This window comes from Pseudomaricurvus alcaniphilus (assembly GCF_011440395.1).
In the GTDB taxonomy this organism is placed as follows: domain Bacteria; phylum Pseudomonadota; class Gammaproteobacteria; order Pseudomonadales; family Cellvibrionaceae; genus Pseudomaricurvus; species Pseudomaricurvus alcaniphilus.
In genome coordinates this window covers 116008-132574 of the sequence record NZ_JAAOIX010000001.1, presented here as the reverse complement: position 1 = coordinate 132574, position 16567 = coordinate 116008, and the positions used below count along the sequence as shown (strand labels likewise).

Sequence of the window (16567 nt, the reverse complement as noted above, 5' to 3'; positions counted from 1 at the left end):
AACTGCTGCTTTCAAATTCAATCCATTGATCATTGGTCCCGCCGGGGTTACGGCCCGGGTTCACGGGCCCCTCGCCTTTTCTGGCAATCCACTCAGCCATCAAGCAACGGGCAAAATGTCATTGACAAGCCAAAATGACACCGGTTACCATGGTTCGCAGCTGCAGAGTTTACGAGCCAACTTTCCTGCCATAAAACACAGTAATAAAGGCAGGAATTGCGTATCAGCGTTCATGTCGAACGGCAGGTGAGTTCTCGGCCAGGTTTGCGCGCAGACCATCTGCTGGGCAGCTGTTGTTGGATAAAAAAATGCTCAAGAATCTATGACGAAGAGAATAATTATGAAACCTGCTCTTACCCAATCCATAATCGTAATCCTGTGCTGGTTAATCGGTTCGGTCTGCACTGCGGTTCAAGCTGCGCAAACGGAAGAAGACCGCGGCCTGTTTGAAACCCTGCTGGCGAAAGGAGCCGAGCTACCTGCGCCTGCGCCGCTGCTCACCAATATCACCAGTCGCACAACCCAGTCACTCAACGGCAAGTGGAATGTGGTTGTGGACGAGCACGAATGGGGTGATAAAGCCATTTTTGCCGGCACCTATTATGACCCCACTCCGCTGGACGGCACGGGCATGCAACTGAAGGAGTTTGCCTTTAACGAAGGCCGGCAATTGAATGTGCCCGGCGACTGGAACACCCAGGATGACACCCTGTTTCGCTACCGCGGCGTGGTCTGGTACCAGCGTACGTTTGACGTTAAAAAAGACGACCACAAGCGCTACTTCCTGCACTTTGACGGCGTCAATTACTTCGCTAATGTCTACCTGAATGGCAAGCCCCTGGGCAGCCACAAAGGCGGTTATACCGCATTTAATATCGAAGCGACCGAGGCACTGCAGGACGGCAGTAATTATCTGGTGGTGCGTGTCGACGGCAAGCTGGATGAGTCTACGGTACCGACGGTCAAAACCTCTGATTTTTTCAAGTACAGCGGCATTACCCGGGATGTCAACCTGGTGACTGTGCCGAAGACCTTTGTCCGCCAATATCACCTGTATCTGGCTGATTTGGCCAGCGGTAGGGTCAAGGGCTGGGTACAACTGGACGGCCCTGACGCTGGTAACAGCAAAGTCGAGCTGAAGATCAAGGAAGCCGGCGTTGATACAAGCATCCAGACCGCCGCCGACGGTAGAGGTGAGTTCGAGTTCAAGGCCGACCTGTCGCTCTGGTCACCGGAGACACCCAAGCTCTATGACGTCACTCTCACGAGCAAGGGACATTCCGTCAGCGATCGCATCGGCTTTCGTACCGTTGCAACACGCGGAAAACAGATTTTGCTCAATGGCAAGCCGGTTTATTTTCGTGGTATCAGCCTGCACGATGAATCGTTTCTCAAGTCCGGTGTCGCTTATGACCGCGCCGATGCGCAGGCCCAGTTGGGGCTGATCAAGGAGCTCAACGGCAATTACGTCCGCCTTGCCCACTACCCGCACAACGAGCACACAGTGCGCATGGCCGACGAACTGGGTTTGATGGTGTGGAGTGAGATCCCCATAGTCAGTGTTATCGACTGGCACAACCCGGAGACCCTGGCGGTCGCCAAAACGCAAGTGGTAGACAATGTATCACGGGACCTCAACCGCGCGTCGGTAGTAATGTGGTCGGTAGCCAATGAAACCCAACCACAATCTGCCGCCCGACTGGCCTTTTTAACCACACTGGCTGAAACCGCACGTTCGCTGGACGATAGCCGGCGTCCGATCGCGGCAGCACTGATTGGTGACGCCGCCAAGGAATTTGCAGAAGTGACCAAGCGGCTGGTGGCGGAAATGTTGCGCGATCCCGAGATTACTGATCCGTCCACTCGAGCACGCTTGCAAGCCATGGCAGATGAACTGTTTGCCGGTGAACTGGACAAGGTACTTAACAGTGAAATCGAGGTCATGCTCGACGACCAACTGGGTTCAGTCGTGGATATCGTTGGTTACAATGAGTACTTCGGCTGGTATTACAGCGCCTTCCTGGAGCGCTCACTGCCCGTTGACCAAGCGACGATCCGGCGCACCATGTTTGGCATCATGAAAGACATTCGTTTTCGCAATGTCTTTGGCAAACCCATGATTATTTCCGAGTTTGGCGCTGGTGCGAAAAAAGGTTACGTCTCACCGCAGGGGCCCGGAAAACTCTGGACGGAGGAATACCAGGCCAAGGTCTACACCTACCAGCTGGATATGCTCGACCGCAATGACTTCGTGCAAGGGATGTCGCCGTGGATATTGAAAGACTTTCGCTCCGCAGCGCGGGAGCTGAACTATATCCAGGGAATCTACAATCGCAAAGGCCTGGTATCGGAAGAGGGTGAAAAGAAAAAAGCGTTCTCGGTACTGCAATCATTTTACCAGCAAAAAGCGGCGGGCAATTGAGCAATCGATGGTTCGAATTGTCCGGGACAGGATAATCCCGGCCCCTGGCGGGCGGCAACACTAGCCCCGATTCAATAACCCGGAGTCCCACACTATGGCTACCCAGTTGCGACTGAACAAGCATTCGGCCTGCGGCCAACAGCGGCGATGGGTCAAATCCATCGCTGTAAAAATCGGCTCGCTGCTGCTACTGCCGTTGTTCGCCCTGGGCGCCATGGCAGGTCCGGCCCAGGTCTTGCGCAGCGCCGAAACCCAACCACTGGACTACCCTACTGCGCAGGCGCTGACCTTTATGGCTGAGCAGCTGCAGGAGTGGTCGCAAGGTGAACTCAACATCAAGCTGTACACCGGCGGCCAGCTGGGTGACGAAAAAGACACACTGGAACTGACTATCCTCGGCGGCATCGATCTCAATCGGGTCAATCTGGCGCCGCTCAATTCGATCGTTCCGGAAACCATCGTGTTTGGCATGCCCTTTCTGTTTCGATCGATTGCGCATATGCGAGCTGTGGTCGACGGCCCCATCGGTGACGAAATTCTTGCCGCAATGGAGGCCCACGGCTTAGTCGGCCTGGCGTTTTACGACAGCGGCGCACGCAGCTTCTATAACAACGTCAGGCCTATACGTACCCCTAAAGACCTGAAAGGTCTCAAGATTCGAGTGCAAAATTCGGATCTGTATGTGTCTATGGTGGCCGCCCTTGGTGCAAACCCGACGCCCATGGGATTTGGCCAGGTCTACGAGTCGTTGTTGCTGGGTACCATTGATGGCAGCGAGAATAACTGGCCCTCCTACGAGACAACAGGCCACTACGAAGCCGCACCTTTTTACAGCCTTACCGAGCACACCATGACGCCCGAGGTGCTGGTAGTGTCGAAACATCGCTGGGACAAGCTCTCCCCGGAACACCAGGTGCTGCTCAAACGGGCGGCTAAGGCATCGGTGCCTTTTATGAGGGCGCAGTGGGACTTGCGCACGGAAAAATCCCGGCAAAAAATCATTGCCGCGGGTGTGACGGTAGCAGCGGATGTGGACAAGGCTGCCTTCGAGGCAGCCGTGCAGCCCGTCTATGACCGGTTTATCGCAACACCGGAGCTACGTGCGCTGATTGCACGGATTCGCGCTGTCGAACCGCGCCCGAAAAGTGGGATATAGCCATGCCTTTCACCCTTGAGAATCTCGCCAAATTAACCCATCGGCTCACCCGCTGGGCGCTATATATTTCGGCCGCTGGACTGGTCCTGATGTCATTGATCATCGGCTGGCAGGTGTTTGGGCGCTATGTGCTTAATGCCAGCCCTGCCTGGTCTGAACCCGTAGCGCTGCTGCTGATGTTGTATTACATCATGCTGGCAGCTGCAGTCGGTGTCTACGAAGGGTTTCACCTGGGGCTTAGAATAGTCATTGATAATCTCCCCCCGCTTCCCCGCTGCATATTGTCCGTCATCAATGACGGTCTGGTCGGCTTTTTTGGCCTGCAGATGTTTATCCACGGCACCAAACTTGCCGGCTTTACGGTGGATCACGTGATACCAACCCTGGGGATTTCCCGGGCTGCGGCCTACTGGCCCTTCGCCGCCGCCGGGTTGCTTATCCTGATATTTTCCATAGAGCGAATCCTGATCACCCTCACCAATAAAAATGAGAAGCCAACATGGAACTCCTGATTCTGTTCGGTACCCTATTCCTGCTGTTGCTTATGGGAGTTCCGGTCGCGTTTTGCCTGGGGCTATCGTCCCTGGCAACCATGTTTTATCTCGATATTCCGCTCACAGTTGCCTTTCAACGCATGGCAGCTGGTATGAATGTCTTTGCCTTGATGGCCATCCCCTTCTTTATCTTTGCCGGCGAGCTGATGAACCAGTCGGGCATTGCCGAGCGACTCGCCAATTTTGCCCACGCGCTGCTGGGGCGAGTAAGGGGCGGGTTGGGCCAGGTCAATGTGGTCTCAAGTATGATGTTCGGAGCGGTTTCGGGGTCGGCGGTGGCGAGCGCTTCGGCGATCGGCCCCACGTTGATTCCAATGATGAAGAAAGAAGGGTATGACGCCGATTATGCGGTCAACGTAACCGTGACTTCGGCTACCACAGGGTTGTTAATTCCCCCTTCCCATAACATGATTATTTATGCTATCGCAGCGGGCGGTGGGATATCGATCGCCTCTCTGTTCCTCGCCGGCGTGGTCCCGGGAATTATCCTTGGCACATCCCTGATGACAGCCGCCTACCTGGTCGCTGTCAAGCGGGGTTATCCCGCTGGTCAATTCCCTGGCTGGGCAAAGATCCTGCGTTTGTTTTTTAGCGTACTTCCGGGAATGTTTTCGACGATTATCATTTTAGGTGGCATATTATCCGGTATTTTTACCGCCACTGAATCCTCAGCTATCGCCGTAATCTATACGGCACTTATCGCCACACTTGTCTACCGGGGGTTGAGTTGGAACGGTTTTGTCCTGGCCTGTGTGAATGCCGCAAAAACCACCTCACTGGTGCTGCTGATTATTGGAACGGCTGCGGCTTTTGGCTGGTTGCTGGCAGTCACCGAGGTACCGTTAAAGCTCTCCACTGCCCTGCTGGAGATCTCCGACAACCCGCTGGTTATTCTGCTACTAATCAACTTGATGCTGCTGCTGCTCGGCTCATTTATGGATATGTCACCGCTGATCATTATCACCACCCCGATCTTACTGCCGGTGGCGGTGAATATCGGGATGGATCCTGTGCAATTCGGGATCATGCTGATTCTCAACCTCGGTATGGGGGTCGTGACGCCACCCGTGGGCTCAGTACTGTTTGTAGGCTGCGCCATCGGCGGCATCCGTATCGAAGATACCATAAAGACCATCTGGCCGTTTTACCTTGCCTTCGTGGTTACGCTGGGCCTGGTCACCTATTTGCCCGCAACAACACTGTTTCTGCCCACGTTTTTTGGGTCATGATGGCTTGCCAGTTACGACCGCGGGCTTGAGAAGACCGATGCACAGCGACAACCCCTGGCGGGCAAATTAGCACTATTTTTCACTCTGGTGAGGCCGTTTAGATGAGGAAATCACAGCAAAAACTGCAGCAGCGTTTAAGTCCGGTTTTGGCGTTGCCAATGATTGTAGGAGCCGCACTCCTGAGCTCCTGTAGCGATGATAAAGCGAGTGCCACCGTAAAGGATACCGTTACTGAGCAACAACAACCGTTGCTGGGTTACCGCTCGGCAGAAATTCTGGAAGTAGGCGGTCTGCAGTTTAAGGACCTCAACCGCAACCTGCAGTTGGATCCTTATGAAGATTGGCGGCGGCCGTTGCAACAGCGCATCGACGATCTGGTCGGGAGAATGACCCCGAAAGAAAAGGCCGGCATGATGCTTATTCAAACCCTGAATTCAGCGCCCGGCGGCGCCTTGCCAGAAGATGCAACGCGATTTATTCAAGACGAATACATGACCCGCTTTATCTTCCGTAACCCGGTGGTACCAGAACCCGACCCTTCTCTCTCTGGGGGCTTCAGTGGTGCGCAGATTACACCCGAACAAGCCGCCGAGTACATGAATCGGATACAGGCATTGGCAGAATCCACCCGTCTCGGTATCCCGGTGGTGTTTAAGTCCAATGCCCGCAATCACTATGAACAGGATGCACGGCCGGGAATAAACCTGTCCGCCGGTTCGTTTTCCACCTGGCCCAAGGAGGCCGGTTTGGCGGCGACTCGGGATATGGCGCTGGTAGCTGAATTCGCCGAGGTGATGCGCCAGGAGTGGACTTCTATTGGCCTGCGTGGCATGTACGGTTACATGGCGGATTTATCCACCGAGCCGCGCTGGTACCGCGTGCACGAAACCTTTACCGAAGACGCCGACCTGGCCGCCGACATGATTACCACACTGGTAAAAACCCTGCAGGGCGAGCAGCTTAACCCCGGCAGTGTCGCATTGACGATCAAGCATTTTCCCGGGGGTGGTCCGCAATCTGGCGGTGGCGACCCCCATTACTGGTTTGGTCGCAACCAGGCCTACCCTGCCAACAATTTTGATTATCACCTCAAACCCTTTCAGGCCGCGATCAACACGGGAGCCTCGTCGATCATGGCCTACTACGGGGTTCCCGTGGGCCAGGCTCATCAGCCCAACGATGTCGGCATGGCTTTCTCCAAGGGCATCGTCACTGATCTGTTGCGCAACAAACTGGGTTTTAAAGGCTATGTCAACTCCGATACCGGCATTATTGGCGAACCGGGCGCCAACCGTGCCTGGGGGCTCGAAGGGAAATCGGTTGAAGAACTGCTGGTTACAGCTATCGAAGCCGGCACCGATGTGCTGTCCGGATTTAACAACCATCAACAAATCCTGGGGCTGGTGCACAATGGTATGGTGACCCAGGCGCGAGTTGACCAGTCGGTCGCCCGGTTGCTCAAGGAGCAGTATATGCTGGGCTTGTTCGAAAACCCCTACGTCGATCCAGCGGTAGCCGTGGCGACAGTCGGCAAGAAGGAGTTTCAGGCTCGCGCCGCTCTCGCCCAGCGCAAGTCAATCGTGCTGCTGCAAAATTCGGCCGAGTTGTTGCCTTTGCAAACCCCGACAGCTGAGGCACCCATCGGCGTCTACACCCTGGGCATGAGCGCTGACGCCGTTCGTGCTGCCGGCTACCGGGTCACCACTGGCGATCACGGGTCGGAGGCACCGCGGCCACCAGTCCCCGCGGACACTCGCTACGCATTGATTCGGGTAAATGTCAGCAACCCGGTGTCGTCGCTGGAAGAATTTGCTAACGAACCCATGCCCTTTCCCGGGGTAGAACCGGCCACGATATTTGGCGGCGCGCGCCCGGATGAGCTCGACTTCCTGGCCTTCAGCGATATGGTGAGTAAAAAGTCCTGGAAAATTTCCCCTTCGCTGCCAGATATCAAGGCCGTCATGGATGAGGTGGGTGCGGAGAATACAGTTCTATCCATTTATTTCCGTCAACCTTATGTACTGGATAGCGCCAGCGGCTTGCAGCAAGCTGGTGCAATTTTGGGCCTGTTTGGCGCCGATGACGCGGCGTTGATGGATGTGCTGACTGGCAAGTATAATCCGTCGGGCAAGCTGCCTTTTGCGTTGGCAAACAGTGCGAACGCGATACTGGAGCAGGCTTCTGATGCACCCGGCTATGCCCCCGAAGACACACTTTACCCTTTTGGTTTTGGCTTAAGCTACTGAGTTTCAGCGCCTGCCTTTCACCTGTCGTGTTTGGATGCGGCAGTGCAGATGCATGGAAGCTTGCCTGGAATGGCATTCTGGTTCACGCTCGCTAATAGTATCCTTCAACCTGCCGGTTCAACGGAGGACTAAAAGCGACTGGGTACGTACGTATCCGGACAGGCGCAAGCAAGACATGGAGCACACAAGCAATGAATACGCAGAGCAAGATCAAGTGGGGAATCATCGGCGCCGGGATTATCGCCAATAAACTGGCCGAGGCGCTACAGTTGGACCCGGACAGCGAACTGGTCGCCGTGGCCTCCCGAACGCCTGGCAAAGCCGATGCCTTTGCCGCGAAGTATTCGATACGCGCGGCCGACAGTTATGAGGCCCTGGTCCAGGATCCGGGCATCGATGTGGTGTACATCGCCACCACCCACAATTTTCACCATGAAAATGCCATGCTGGCTTTGCGGCACGGTAAAAACCTGCTAGTGGAAAAAGCCTTTACCGTCAATGCCAGGCAAGCCCGGGAAATGGTCGACCTGGCCCGACAAAATAACTGCTTTATGATGGAGGCCATCTGGACCCGGTTTTTACCGAGTATTGGCCAGGTGAAGGAACTGGTTGCCAGCGGCCGCATCGGTCAACTCCGACACCTGAGCCTGACCTTTGGCGGCTTTGTGCCGGAACACTTCCGCACCCGGCTAATTACTCCGGAACTGGCTGGAGGGGTTACCCTGGATATGGGCATTTACCCCATCAGCTTTATCTGCCATGTGCTGGAGGAGCTGCCGTCTGAAATCAAGTCGATGGCTCGATTTGGCGACACCGGGGTGGATGAATTGGCCACCTACCAGTTTAGGTTTCCGTCCGGTCGCACCGCAGTGGTATCCACCAGTCACAACCTGCTGATGAAAACGGAGGCTATGCTCTACGGTACCCTCGGTTACATCGACTTCCCCCGCTTCCAACAAGGCCAGGAATTTTCCCTCGCCATTCATAATGGCAGCAACCAGGTGCAGGAAGTGGAGTCATTTGTGGTGGAAAATCACCCCAACGGCTTTATCTACCAGGTGGCCGAGGTGGTGCGCTGCCTGCGGGCTGGCAAATTGGAAAGTAACATTATTCCGCTGGATGAATCAGTGGCCATAATGGAAGTTATGGACCGTATGCGGGCGGAATGGGGCTTCAAATACCCGTTTGAATAGGCGCGAGCCCTTTAGCCCCGCACTCGATGAAAGTGCCAGCCGGGTCTTCAGGCTGGCCCGTAGCTCAACCCTGCGGCGTAAAAATCCTACTAAGCGGCTATTATCAAAGCAGCGGTCCCGTGCTAAAGTGCGCCCGAATGCAGTCGCCCGCCCAGGCAATATCCCCCTGCCCCCCAAGTCCGAATTGCGGCTACGGAGTCAGTGGCATATTTCTTAAAGCAGGCAAACCCATGAAAATCATAATTGTAGGAGGCGGAGCTGGCGGCCTTGAGCTGGCAACCAAACTAGGCAAAAAACTGGGGCGTAAAAAGCGAGCTGAAATTCTCCTCGTTGATCGCGACCACACTCATATCTGGAAACCGCTGTTGCACGAAGTGGCTTCCGGCTCGCTGGACGCCGAAATCGACTCGGTCAGCTACCGCGCGCACGCTTACCAGAACGGTTTTGGTTTTAAGCTGGGCACCTTGTGCGGTATCGATCGCGAGCGCAAGGTTATCCACTTGGCGGAGCTCAAGGACGATGACGGCTCGGTAATCCTGCCCCAGCGCGAGGAAAATTACGATTACCTGGTGCTGGCCATAGGCAGTGTCACCAATGATTTTGGTGTGCCTGGTATCGCCGACAACTGCATTTTCCTCGACAGCCCCAGCCAGGCTTTGCGCTTCCAGAAACACCTGGCCCATCACTTTATCCGCCTCAATCGCCAGTTGTCCGAGAGTGACGCTGAACGCACCCTGCGAGTGGCCATTGTCGGCGGCGGCGCTACCGGGGTCGAACTGTCGGCGGAGCTGTTCAAGGCGCGCGAGTATTTTGCCATGTACGGGCTGCGCCACATCAAACCCGAGCACTTCACGGTCACCCTGGTCGAAGCTGGGCCCAAGTTACTGCCCGCATTGAGTGAGAGAATCTCCACTGCAGTGCAGAGGGAATTGACCGCGCTGGGCGTGAATGTGCGGGTGGCGACGGCAGTTGAACGGGCCGAGCAGAACAGCTTGATCTGCAAGGGTGGCGAGCGCATCGAGGCGGACCTGATGGTTTGGGCGGCGGGCGTCAAGGCTGCGGATTTTCTCAAGGATTTTGGCGGCCTTGAGACCAACCGCGCCAATCAACTGCTGGTGGAAAAGACCCTGCAAACCAGGGCTGACCCGGCGATTTTCGCCTTGGGGGACTGTGCCGGGTTGCTGCGCACGGACAAGGATGGTAACGAGCGTTGGGTACCACCGAGAGCGCAGTCGGCCCACCAGATGGCCACCACCGTGGCGAAAAACCTGCTCAACCTGATCAACGATAAACCCCTGCAGGAGTTTGTCTACAACGACTATGGCTCGCTGGTGTCGCTCAGTGATTACACCGCGTTTGGCAGTTTAATGGGCGGTTTGAGTCGCGGCACCTTGCGGGTTGAAGGCCGCATTGCGCGCATGGCCTATGTGTCGCTTTATCGCATGCACCAACTGGCGGTCCACGGCTGGCTGCGCACCCTGTTGCTGACCCTGACCGACAAGATCAATAACTTCCTGCGCCCCAGATTGAAGTTGCATTGATAGCGGGCTATACATGGCCGGTTACATCGGCAACAGAAGCTGCGGTGCGGTTCTGGCCAGCTGCAAGTATACCTGCAGGCTGGCATAGGCATCGTTGGCGGCATAGTTGAGTTGCGCTTGCGACAGTGGCCTCGCGGCCCAGTTGGAGGTCGATAATTTTTTCGATTTGCGCATATATTGATGCAGCACTATGGCCACCGCCGCTTGCGCCCCGACAGTTTGCTCATAACCCAGGCGTTTGACCGCGGACGATAATTCAATGATATTGCGGAGTGTCACGCCCAATGCCCTGTGGATCGGGCCGCGGTCTGATTTCAGTCCAAACCCCACTTTGACAATTGTTCCGGACTGGATGATTTCGCCCAGCGGCGCCAGGCCAGGGGCGTAGTCCGGGGTAAAAAGAAACGCATTGTCGGCGGTTGCCACCTGCAAAAGATGCGGCCCGCCGCCTTTCTGCCCGGCCACAAACGTCGGTTTGCTCTCGGTGTCAAAACCCACATGAGTGGAGGCGTTGATTGCCGCTATCGCCAGTTCCAGCTCAGGCCCAGATTGAACCAGTACTATGCGGCTCTGCGGCAGTTCTGCGAATGCCGGCAGAGCCCGCATCTGCTCTTTGGTTGGCCGTGGCAGGTATGTCGGCGATTGCATGTTAACCAGGCCACCTGTTTACGGGTTGATTATGTCGCTTGATTGCCGGGTTTGGCAAGTTCGATCCGACCCTTCATGCCGATGGCCAGCAGCAACAGCATACTGACAAAGTCGTAAATTGCCGCGGGCAAGCGCAACTCCGAGCGCAACAGTCCGGCGCCTATGCCGAGCAGGAAGAATAAAATAATCGGGTCGCTCATTTTATGATCACCGCACAGGTAGTATTGGAAAGGTTGCAGTTTAATTCACTGGCAAATAATTCCAACTGATATCCGGCTGGACCCAATCGCGTTAGCGCCAGTTGCAGAAATTTTACTGGCCTCTGCGGCAGGTGTTTGATACGCCATCGATCGCCCTGCCAGGCTACTGTAGAATTGACACTCACTGAAACCAGAGAATCTGGTTGGCTTCCAGGGGAATGTGAGCTTGCGGATGCGCAGCGATGATGCGCGGGGTAAAGTGCTCGGCTGGCCGCTCGGCGCTGACACTGCCGTGGTACACCCAGGCATTGGCTGTACCCGACAGTGCACTGCCCCGCCGCAGTTTGAGCTGGAGCGCCGTGGAGCCGGGGATCGCGTCGGCATACAATTCGACGCTCACCCACTCAACCGGTATGTCACCGAGGTAAACTTGCACCTCAAAATGATGCTCGCCCTCCTCCCAGTGTGTGGTTACATTGCCAAAATGTAATCTTTGCCAGTGCTGGTTGAGTGTGTCCTGCCAGGTTTCCAGCTCTACGGCGATATTGGGCTCGGAACTGCGTGTTCGATAGGCTGCGGCCAGCGGCATGTAATACTTATCGGTGTATTCTCGCAGCATGCGGTTAGTGGAGTACTGCAAGGTCAGGGTTGCCATGCTCGCGCGCATCCGCTTTACCCAGTCCGTGGCGAGTCCTTTTTCGTCGCGGCGGTAGAAGCAGGGAATCACTTCCGCTTCCAAAACCTGGAAAAGCTGTTCTGCCTCTTGCGTGTCCCAGGCGGCAGTATCGGCGTGCTCAAGACCATCCCCGATCGCCCAGCCCAATTCAGGCGCGTAGGCTTCGGCCCACCAACCGTCCAGTTCCGACAGGTTGAGGCCGCCGTTGACCAATACTTTCATGCCGCTGGTGCCACTCGCTTCCCAGGGCCGGCGCGGGGTGTTCAGCCAAACATCGACGCCCTGGATCAACTCCTCAGCCACACCCAGGTCATAATCTTCCACGAACACCACCCGTTCGTGCATATTGTTATGTTCGATAAACTGGTGCCATTGACGCAACATCCCCTTACCTATGGCATCCCTGGGGTGGGCCTTACCGGCGATAACAAGCTGCACCGGATGGTCCCGATTGCTCAGCAGGCGCAACAAGCGCTGTTGATTGTGCAACAGTAAATTGGGCCGCTTATACTCCGCGAAGCGCCGGGCAAAGCCCAGCGTCAGGATGTCGGGGTCGAGAACTTCCGCGCAACAGCGGATCCGCTCTTCCGTCGCACCGCTGCGTCGGTGTTTCCGCACCAATCGCATGCGCAGGAAGTCGATCAACCGCTGTCGCCCGGCAGCGCGCAAGTCCCATAACTTTTCATCGCCGAGTTGCCGCAGTTTCATCTCTACAGAGTCCAACTCGCCACACCAGCGTGATTTTCCACAAGCATCAGTCCATAAGCGGTCCGCGGCTGCAGAGTCCCAACTCGGTACATGTATGCCATTGGTGACATAACCCACCGGCACTTCGGCCTGGGGCCAATGGGGAAACAGGGGTTGAAAAATACGCCGACTGACCTCGCCGTGAAGGCGGCTGACACCGTTTACCGCCGCGGAGCCGCGCACGGCCAGGTAGGCCATATTGAAAGGCTCGCTGTGGTCGTCAGGGTTCAACCGCCCCAGTGCCAGCAGCTCATCCACGGACACGCCAAGTTCATCCGCCATCTGCCCGAAATACAGGCTAAAAACTTCCGGCTTGAAGCGATCGAAACCCGCCTCTACCGGGGTGTGAGTAGTGAACAGGGTGCCGGCGCGAATGGTTCTCAGTGCCACAGGGAACGGCTGGCCACTGCTGCTCATTAAGCTCCGGGCGCGCTCCAGGATCGCGAACGCCGCATGGCCTTCATTGAGGTGGCACACCGGGCAATCCAGGCCCAGTAAATCCAGCAAACGCCAGCCGCCAATGCCGAGCACAAACTCCTGTTGCAGGCGTTTTTCCTCGCCACCGCCGTAGAGTTCACTGGTAATGCCCCTGTCACCCGGGTCGTTGAGAGGGTCGTTGCTGTCCAGTAGCAATAACGTCCGCCGCCCTACTTGCCCTAGCCAGGTGCGCAAGCGCAATCTGCGGCCGGGCAGATCGAGTACCACATGCACCCACTCGCCGCTGTCATCGCGCAGGGGTACTACCGGCAACATAGTGGGGTCGTTATAGGGATAAAATTCGATCTGTTCACCGGCGGCGTTCAGGGTCTGGCGAAAATAACCCTGCTGATAGAGCAAACCGACACCAATCAAAGGAACATTGAGATCGCAGCCGGTCTTTAAGTAGTCACCGGCCAACACGCCGAGGCCGCCGGAATAGATCGGTAGCGACTCACAAATACCAAATTCCATACTGAAATAGGCAATAGAGCCAACAAAGTCGCCATCGATGGTTTCCGAAAACCAGGACTTCGCCGCAGAATGATGAGCTGCGCGGGAATCAAGCTGCAGCTGCAGTTGCCGCAGAAATACTTTGTCGCTGGCCAGGATCTGCAGTCGATGGTCAGAGACCGTTTCGAGGATCAGCCAGGGATTCGCCGTCTCGTCCCATAACTGGGGAGCAACCTGATACCATAACGTGTCCGCGCCGTGGTTCCAGCTCCAGCGCAAATCCAGCGCCAGGGTGGCAAGGCCGCGCAAGGGTTCAGGTAAAGCGCGGGGAAAATAGTGCTGGGATTGCATTGCTGTTTAATTCCCGGGGGCGGTTGACGTAGAAGTTTGTTGCAAGCCGTTGCAGTCAACGGCCTGAAGCCGTCATAAAATTTCCTAATTACCACCGAAGCTAAGCGTCGTGCAGCCGGCACTATGTTAGGTCTGGCTTCGGGGGCTTGCTTTCAAGACCCTCGACAGCAGGGATGCTGTCGTGGAGCCTCCATGGATGGAATCTCGGCGAGTCTTGAAAGCAAGTCCCTGGAGCCAGGCCGGGAGCAAAGCTGCTGTCCCAAGGGCTACAGGGTATATGTTTACTATCGCCGAAAGTTGGCTTATTCATAGGCGTAATTAGGTAAAATTTTAACAGTCACGCAGCTCTTTTACTCATCTGGCAGGAGCGTCGCGTTGGTTGACTGGGGCGAAGGCTGTGCGGATGGTGGAGATAAAATCCACTCGACCCCATAAAGGTGTACCAGGCTGGATAGTTTCTCGCTTAAGCCGACAATGGAGAGCACTTTGCCGCCGGCGCTAAGTTGTCGGTGAGCTTCTACCAATAAACCGATGGCTGCGGAGTCGGCATTGCCAATCTGCTGGCAATCCAGGGTCAAAGTTTTAGGCAGCTCAATGGCCAGTACCGATTGCAATTGCCGATACAATTCGGCCGCCGTTGCTATGGTCAGCGAACCACGGAACTTGAGTGTACCGGTGTTCTTGTCGACTTCCAGTGCAGGCTTGGACACTTTAATCAGTTCCGCTATTCAATTGGCCATATTGTTGGCTTTGATGCTGGCGATCAAGCCTTCGATGCCACCTTTACTCACTTCCGCATCAAAGGTACCCCGGTAGGTAATTACCATGCTAACCCCGTCCACCACCACGTCCACCACCTGCCAGTTGCTGTTGCGGTGCTCCATACGCAATATCACGTCTACCAAATTGCCGGTATTGGAGTTGGTCACGCTGAGGCGCACCCTGGCGCTGCGCTCACCGGATAACTTTTCACTGAGCAATTTGATCGGGGTATTGCGGAAAGTAAACATGGCATTGCTGTAATTGCGCACGATCATCTGCAGCAATTCATTGGTGATTTGTTCCCGCTGAGCCGGTGTTGCACTGGACCAGTTTTTTGCCAGCGCCAACTGGGTCATACGCTGAAAATCAAAGTGCGGCGCGACTCGCTCCAGCACCATGGACTGCAGTTTTTCTGGCTGCTCTGTATAGAGCTCCTGGTTCGCATTCATTTCGGCGACTACATCATTGACAGTGATTTCCACCAGCTTCAATGGGCTTGGAGCATCGGCGGCAAGTACCAAACCGGCCAGTAAAAAGCTGGCTATTACGGCGTAAAAGGATCTGCAAGTAAATCTCATAGTAAAAGTTTCCGTTGCTATAGTTATTTAATTGTCTGCGGGCGTCTTGGTCGGTTCGGCACCGGCCCTGTTAAAAAGTACCTGGCCGATCAGGTTTTCCAGCACGATAGCCGATGAAGTCAGCCAGATCAGATCGCCCTCTTGCAGCATTTCGGTATCACTACCAGCGAGCAGGCCGATATATTGTTCACCCAGCAGACCCGAAGTGAGGATGCTCATGGACGAGTCGGCACTGAACTGGTACCTGGCATCAAGGGCGGCACTCACCACGGCCTTATGCTGCTCGGCATCGTAACTGATGGCACTCACCCGCCCGATGGTGACACCGGCGCTCTTTACCGGCGCCCGCACCTTAAGGCCACCAATGTTGTCAAATTCGGCTTTTACCGTATAAACCGAGCCGGTTTGCAAGGTAGTAAGATTGGCCACTCGCAGCGACAGGAACACCGTGGCAACTATGCCGATTGTGACAAATATGCCCACCCAAAGATCCAGCAACTGACGATTCATAACTGTCCCTCTTTTGGTCCTTCTATATTCCCCTGAACATAAAAGCGGTCAAAACGAAATCCATGGCCAGTATCACAAACGCTGACTTTACCACGGTTTGTGTGGTCGCCAGCGACACCCCTTCAGCGGTTGGCGAGGCGTGGTAACCCTGGAACACGGCGATAAAGGTTATGGCGATACCAAAAAAGACACTTTTAATAATGCCGTTGACCACGTCGACCCGAAAATCCACCGACTCCTGTATCTGTGACCAGAAGGTGCCGGTATCCACCCCGAGCAGTTTTACGGCGACGATATAACCGCCGAATATGCCAACCACGTTGAAAACCGAAGTCAGTAGCGGCACCGAAATAATACCGGCCCAAAAGCGCGGTGCAATGACACGAGATACCGGCTGGATGGCCATCATCTCCATGGCGCTGAGCTGTTCAGTGGTTTTCATCAGGCCGATCTCAGCGGTAACCGCCGAGCCGGCGCGACTGGAAATAAGCAGGGCCGACAGCACTGGTCCCAGCTCCCGAATCAAAGACAGCGCCACCACCATGCCGACGATATCCCCAGAGCCGAAGCGCTGCAGAGTGTCATACATCTGCAACCCCAGTACCAAGCCCACAAACAGGCCGGGCACCAAAATAATGACCAGGGACAACACCCCGATAAAGTAGATTTCCTTGATCACCAGACCGGGCCGGCGCAGGCAAATCCCGGAAGCGGCCAATATCGCCACAAAGAAGCGTGCCGCCACGCCCAGGTCGACCAGGCCGTTGGTAACCAGCGCCCCCAATCGCTGCAATCCGCCACTTACACTACCGATATTCATTAAC

At 55.6% G+C, this 16567-nt stretch carries 14 protein-coding genes; 7 read left to right on the top strand and 7 right to left on the bottom strand.

Translation table 11 applies throughout. The features are described 5' to 3' along the window. Positions 1 to 340 precede the first annotated feature (340 nt). From G8764_RS00580 to G8764_RS00550, 7 genes are all read left to right on the top strand, one after another. On the top strand, positions 341 to 2422 hold the full coding sequence (locus tag G8764_RS00580; protein ID WP_166160840.1) for a glycoside hydrolase family 2 protein: 2082 nt from the start codon (positions 341 to 343) through the stop codon (positions 2420 to 2422). A gap of 94 nt (positions 2423 to 2516) precedes the next feature. Continuing rightward, positions 2517 to 3578 carry a TRAP transporter substrate-binding protein gene (locus G8764_RS00575; protein ID WP_166160838.1) on the top strand — a complete coding sequence of 354 codons (1062 nt, stop codon included), beginning with the start codon at positions 2517 to 2519 and terminating at the stop codon, positions 3576 to 3578. Positions 3579 to 3580: 2 nt separating this feature from the next. After that, entirely contained in the window at positions 3581 to 4090 is a 510-nt protein-coding gene (locus G8764_RS00570; RefSeq protein ID WP_166160836.1) for a TRAP transporter small permease, read from the top strand. After that, entirely contained in the window at positions 4078 to 5361 is a 1284-nt protein-coding gene (locus G8764_RS00565) for a TRAP transporter large permease (RefSeq protein WP_166160835.1), read from the top strand. Before G8764_RS00570 ends, G8764_RS00565 begins: the two co-directional genes overlap by 13 nt. Before the next feature lie 158 nt (positions 5362 to 5519). Continuing rightward, a complete protein-coding gene (locus tag G8764_RS00560) occupies positions 5520 to 7607 on the top strand; it encodes a glycoside hydrolase family 3 protein (protein ID WP_166160834.1) in 2088 nt (695 codons plus the stop codon). 191 nt (positions 7608 to 7798) lie between these two features. Continuing rightward, on the top strand, positions 7799 to 8800 hold the full coding sequence (locus G8764_RS00555; protein WP_166160833.1) for a Gfo/Idh/MocA family protein: 1002 nt from the start codon (positions 7799 to 7801) through the stop codon (positions 8798 to 8800). Between the two features lie 230 nt (positions 8801 to 9030). Continuing rightward, complete coding sequence (locus G8764_RS00550) at positions 9031 to 10341, top strand: NAD(P)/FAD-dependent oxidoreductase (protein ID WP_166160832.1); 1311 nt, start codon at positions 9031 to 9033, stop codon at positions 10339 to 10341. A 21-nt stretch (positions 10342 to 10362) separates the two neighbouring features. Here G8764_RS00550 and G8764_RS00545 read toward each other — a convergent pair whose 3' ends face one another. The 7 genes from G8764_RS00545 to mlaE form a co-directional block, all read right to left on the bottom strand. Further along, positions 10363 to 10989 (bottom strand): 3'-5' exonuclease, encoded by a 627-nt coding sequence (locus G8764_RS00545; protein WP_166160831.1) that lies wholly within the window; start codon positions 10987 to 10989, stop codon positions 10363 to 10365. A 29-nt stretch (positions 10990 to 11018) separates the two neighbouring features. Further along, positions 11019 to 11189: a sodium-dependent bicarbonate transport family permease gene (locus G8764_RS00540; RefSeq protein ID WP_207951617.1), complete on the bottom strand. Its 171-nt coding sequence runs from the start codon at positions 11187 to 11189 to the stop codon at positions 11019 to 11021. Positions 11190 to 11370: 181 nt separating this feature from the next. After that, entirely contained in the window at positions 11371 to 13893 is a 2523-nt protein-coding gene (gene glgP, locus G8764_RS00535) for an alpha-glucan family phosphorylase (protein ID WP_166160830.1), read from the bottom strand. A 350-nt stretch (positions 13894 to 14243) separates the two neighbouring features. Beyond that, positions 14244 to 14603: an STAS domain-containing protein gene (locus G8764_RS00530; protein ID WP_166160829.1), complete on the bottom strand. Its 360-nt coding sequence runs from the start codon at positions 14601 to 14603 to the stop codon at positions 14244 to 14246. A gap of 18 nt (positions 14604 to 14621) precedes the next feature. Next, entirely contained in the window at positions 14622 to 15233 is a 612-nt protein-coding gene (locus G8764_RS00525) for an MlaC/ttg2D family ABC transporter substrate-binding protein (protein WP_166160828.1), read from the bottom strand. A 27-nt stretch (positions 15234 to 15260) separates the two neighbouring features. Further along, positions 15261 to 15743, bottom strand: coding sequence for an outer membrane lipid asymmetry maintenance protein MlaD (gene mlaD / locus G8764_RS00520; RefSeq protein WP_166160827.1), 483 nt, complete (start codon positions 15741 to 15743; stop codon positions 15261 to 15263). Positions 15744 to 15765: 22 nt separating this feature from the next. Beyond that, positions 15766 to 16563 (bottom strand): lipid asymmetry maintenance ABC transporter permease subunit MlaE, encoded by a 798-nt coding sequence (gene mlaE, locus G8764_RS00515; RefSeq protein ID WP_166160826.1) that lies wholly within the window; start codon positions 16561 to 16563, stop codon positions 15766 to 15768. Between the last annotated feature and the right edge of the window lie 4 nt (positions 16564 to 16567).

Excerpts from the sequence above, each read along its gene's own strand:
- G8764_RS00550 (WP_166160832.1), top strand. The coding sequence starts at position 9,031 with ATGAAAATCATAATTGTAGGAGGCGGAGCTGGCGGCCTTGAGCTGGCA.
- G8764_RS00565 (WP_166160835.1), top strand. The coding sequence starts at position 4,078 with ATGGAACTCCTGATTCTGTTCGGTACCCTATTCCTGCTGTTGCTTATG.
- mlaE (WP_166160826.1), bottom strand. The coding sequence starts at position 16,563 with ATGAATATCGGTAGTGTAAGTGGCGGATTGCAGCGATTGGGGGCGCTG.
- G8764_RS00540 (WP_207951617.1), bottom strand. The coding sequence starts at position 11,189 with ATGAGCGACCCGATTATTTTATTCTTCCTGCTCGGCATAGGCGCCGGA.
- G8764_RS00570 (WP_166160836.1), top strand. The coding sequence starts at position 3,581 with ATGCCTTTCACCCTTGAGAATCTCGCCAAATTAACCCATCGGCTCACC.
- G8764_RS00525 (WP_166160828.1), bottom strand. The coding sequence starts at position 15,233 with ATGAGATTTACTTGCAGATCCTTTTACGCCGTAATAGCCAGCTTTTTA.
- mlaD (WP_166160827.1), bottom strand. The coding sequence starts at position 15,743 with ATGAATCGTCAGTTGCTGGATCTTTGGGTGGGCATATTTGTCACAATC.
- G8764_RS00575 (WP_166160838.1), top strand. The coding sequence starts at position 2,517 with ATGGCTACCCAGTTGCGACTGAACAAGCATTCGGCCTGCGGCCAACAG.
- glgP (WP_166160830.1), bottom strand. The coding sequence starts at position 13,893 with ATGCAATCCCAGCACTATTTTCCCCGCGCTTTACCTGAACCCTTGCGC.
- G8764_RS00560 (WP_166160834.1), top strand. The coding sequence starts at position 5,520 with ATGATTGTAGGAGCCGCACTCCTGAGCTCCTGTAGCGATGATAAAGCG.
- G8764_RS00545 (WP_166160831.1), bottom strand. The coding sequence starts at position 10,989 with ATGCAATCGCCGACATACCTGCCACGGCCAACCAAAGAGCAGATGCGG.
- G8764_RS00580 (WP_166160840.1), top strand. The coding sequence starts at position 341 with ATGAAACCTGCTCTTACCCAATCCATAATCGTAATCCTGTGCTGGTTA.
- G8764_RS00555 (WP_166160833.1), top strand. The coding sequence starts at position 7,799 with ATGAATACGCAGAGCAAGATCAAGTGGGGAATCATCGGCGCCGGGATT.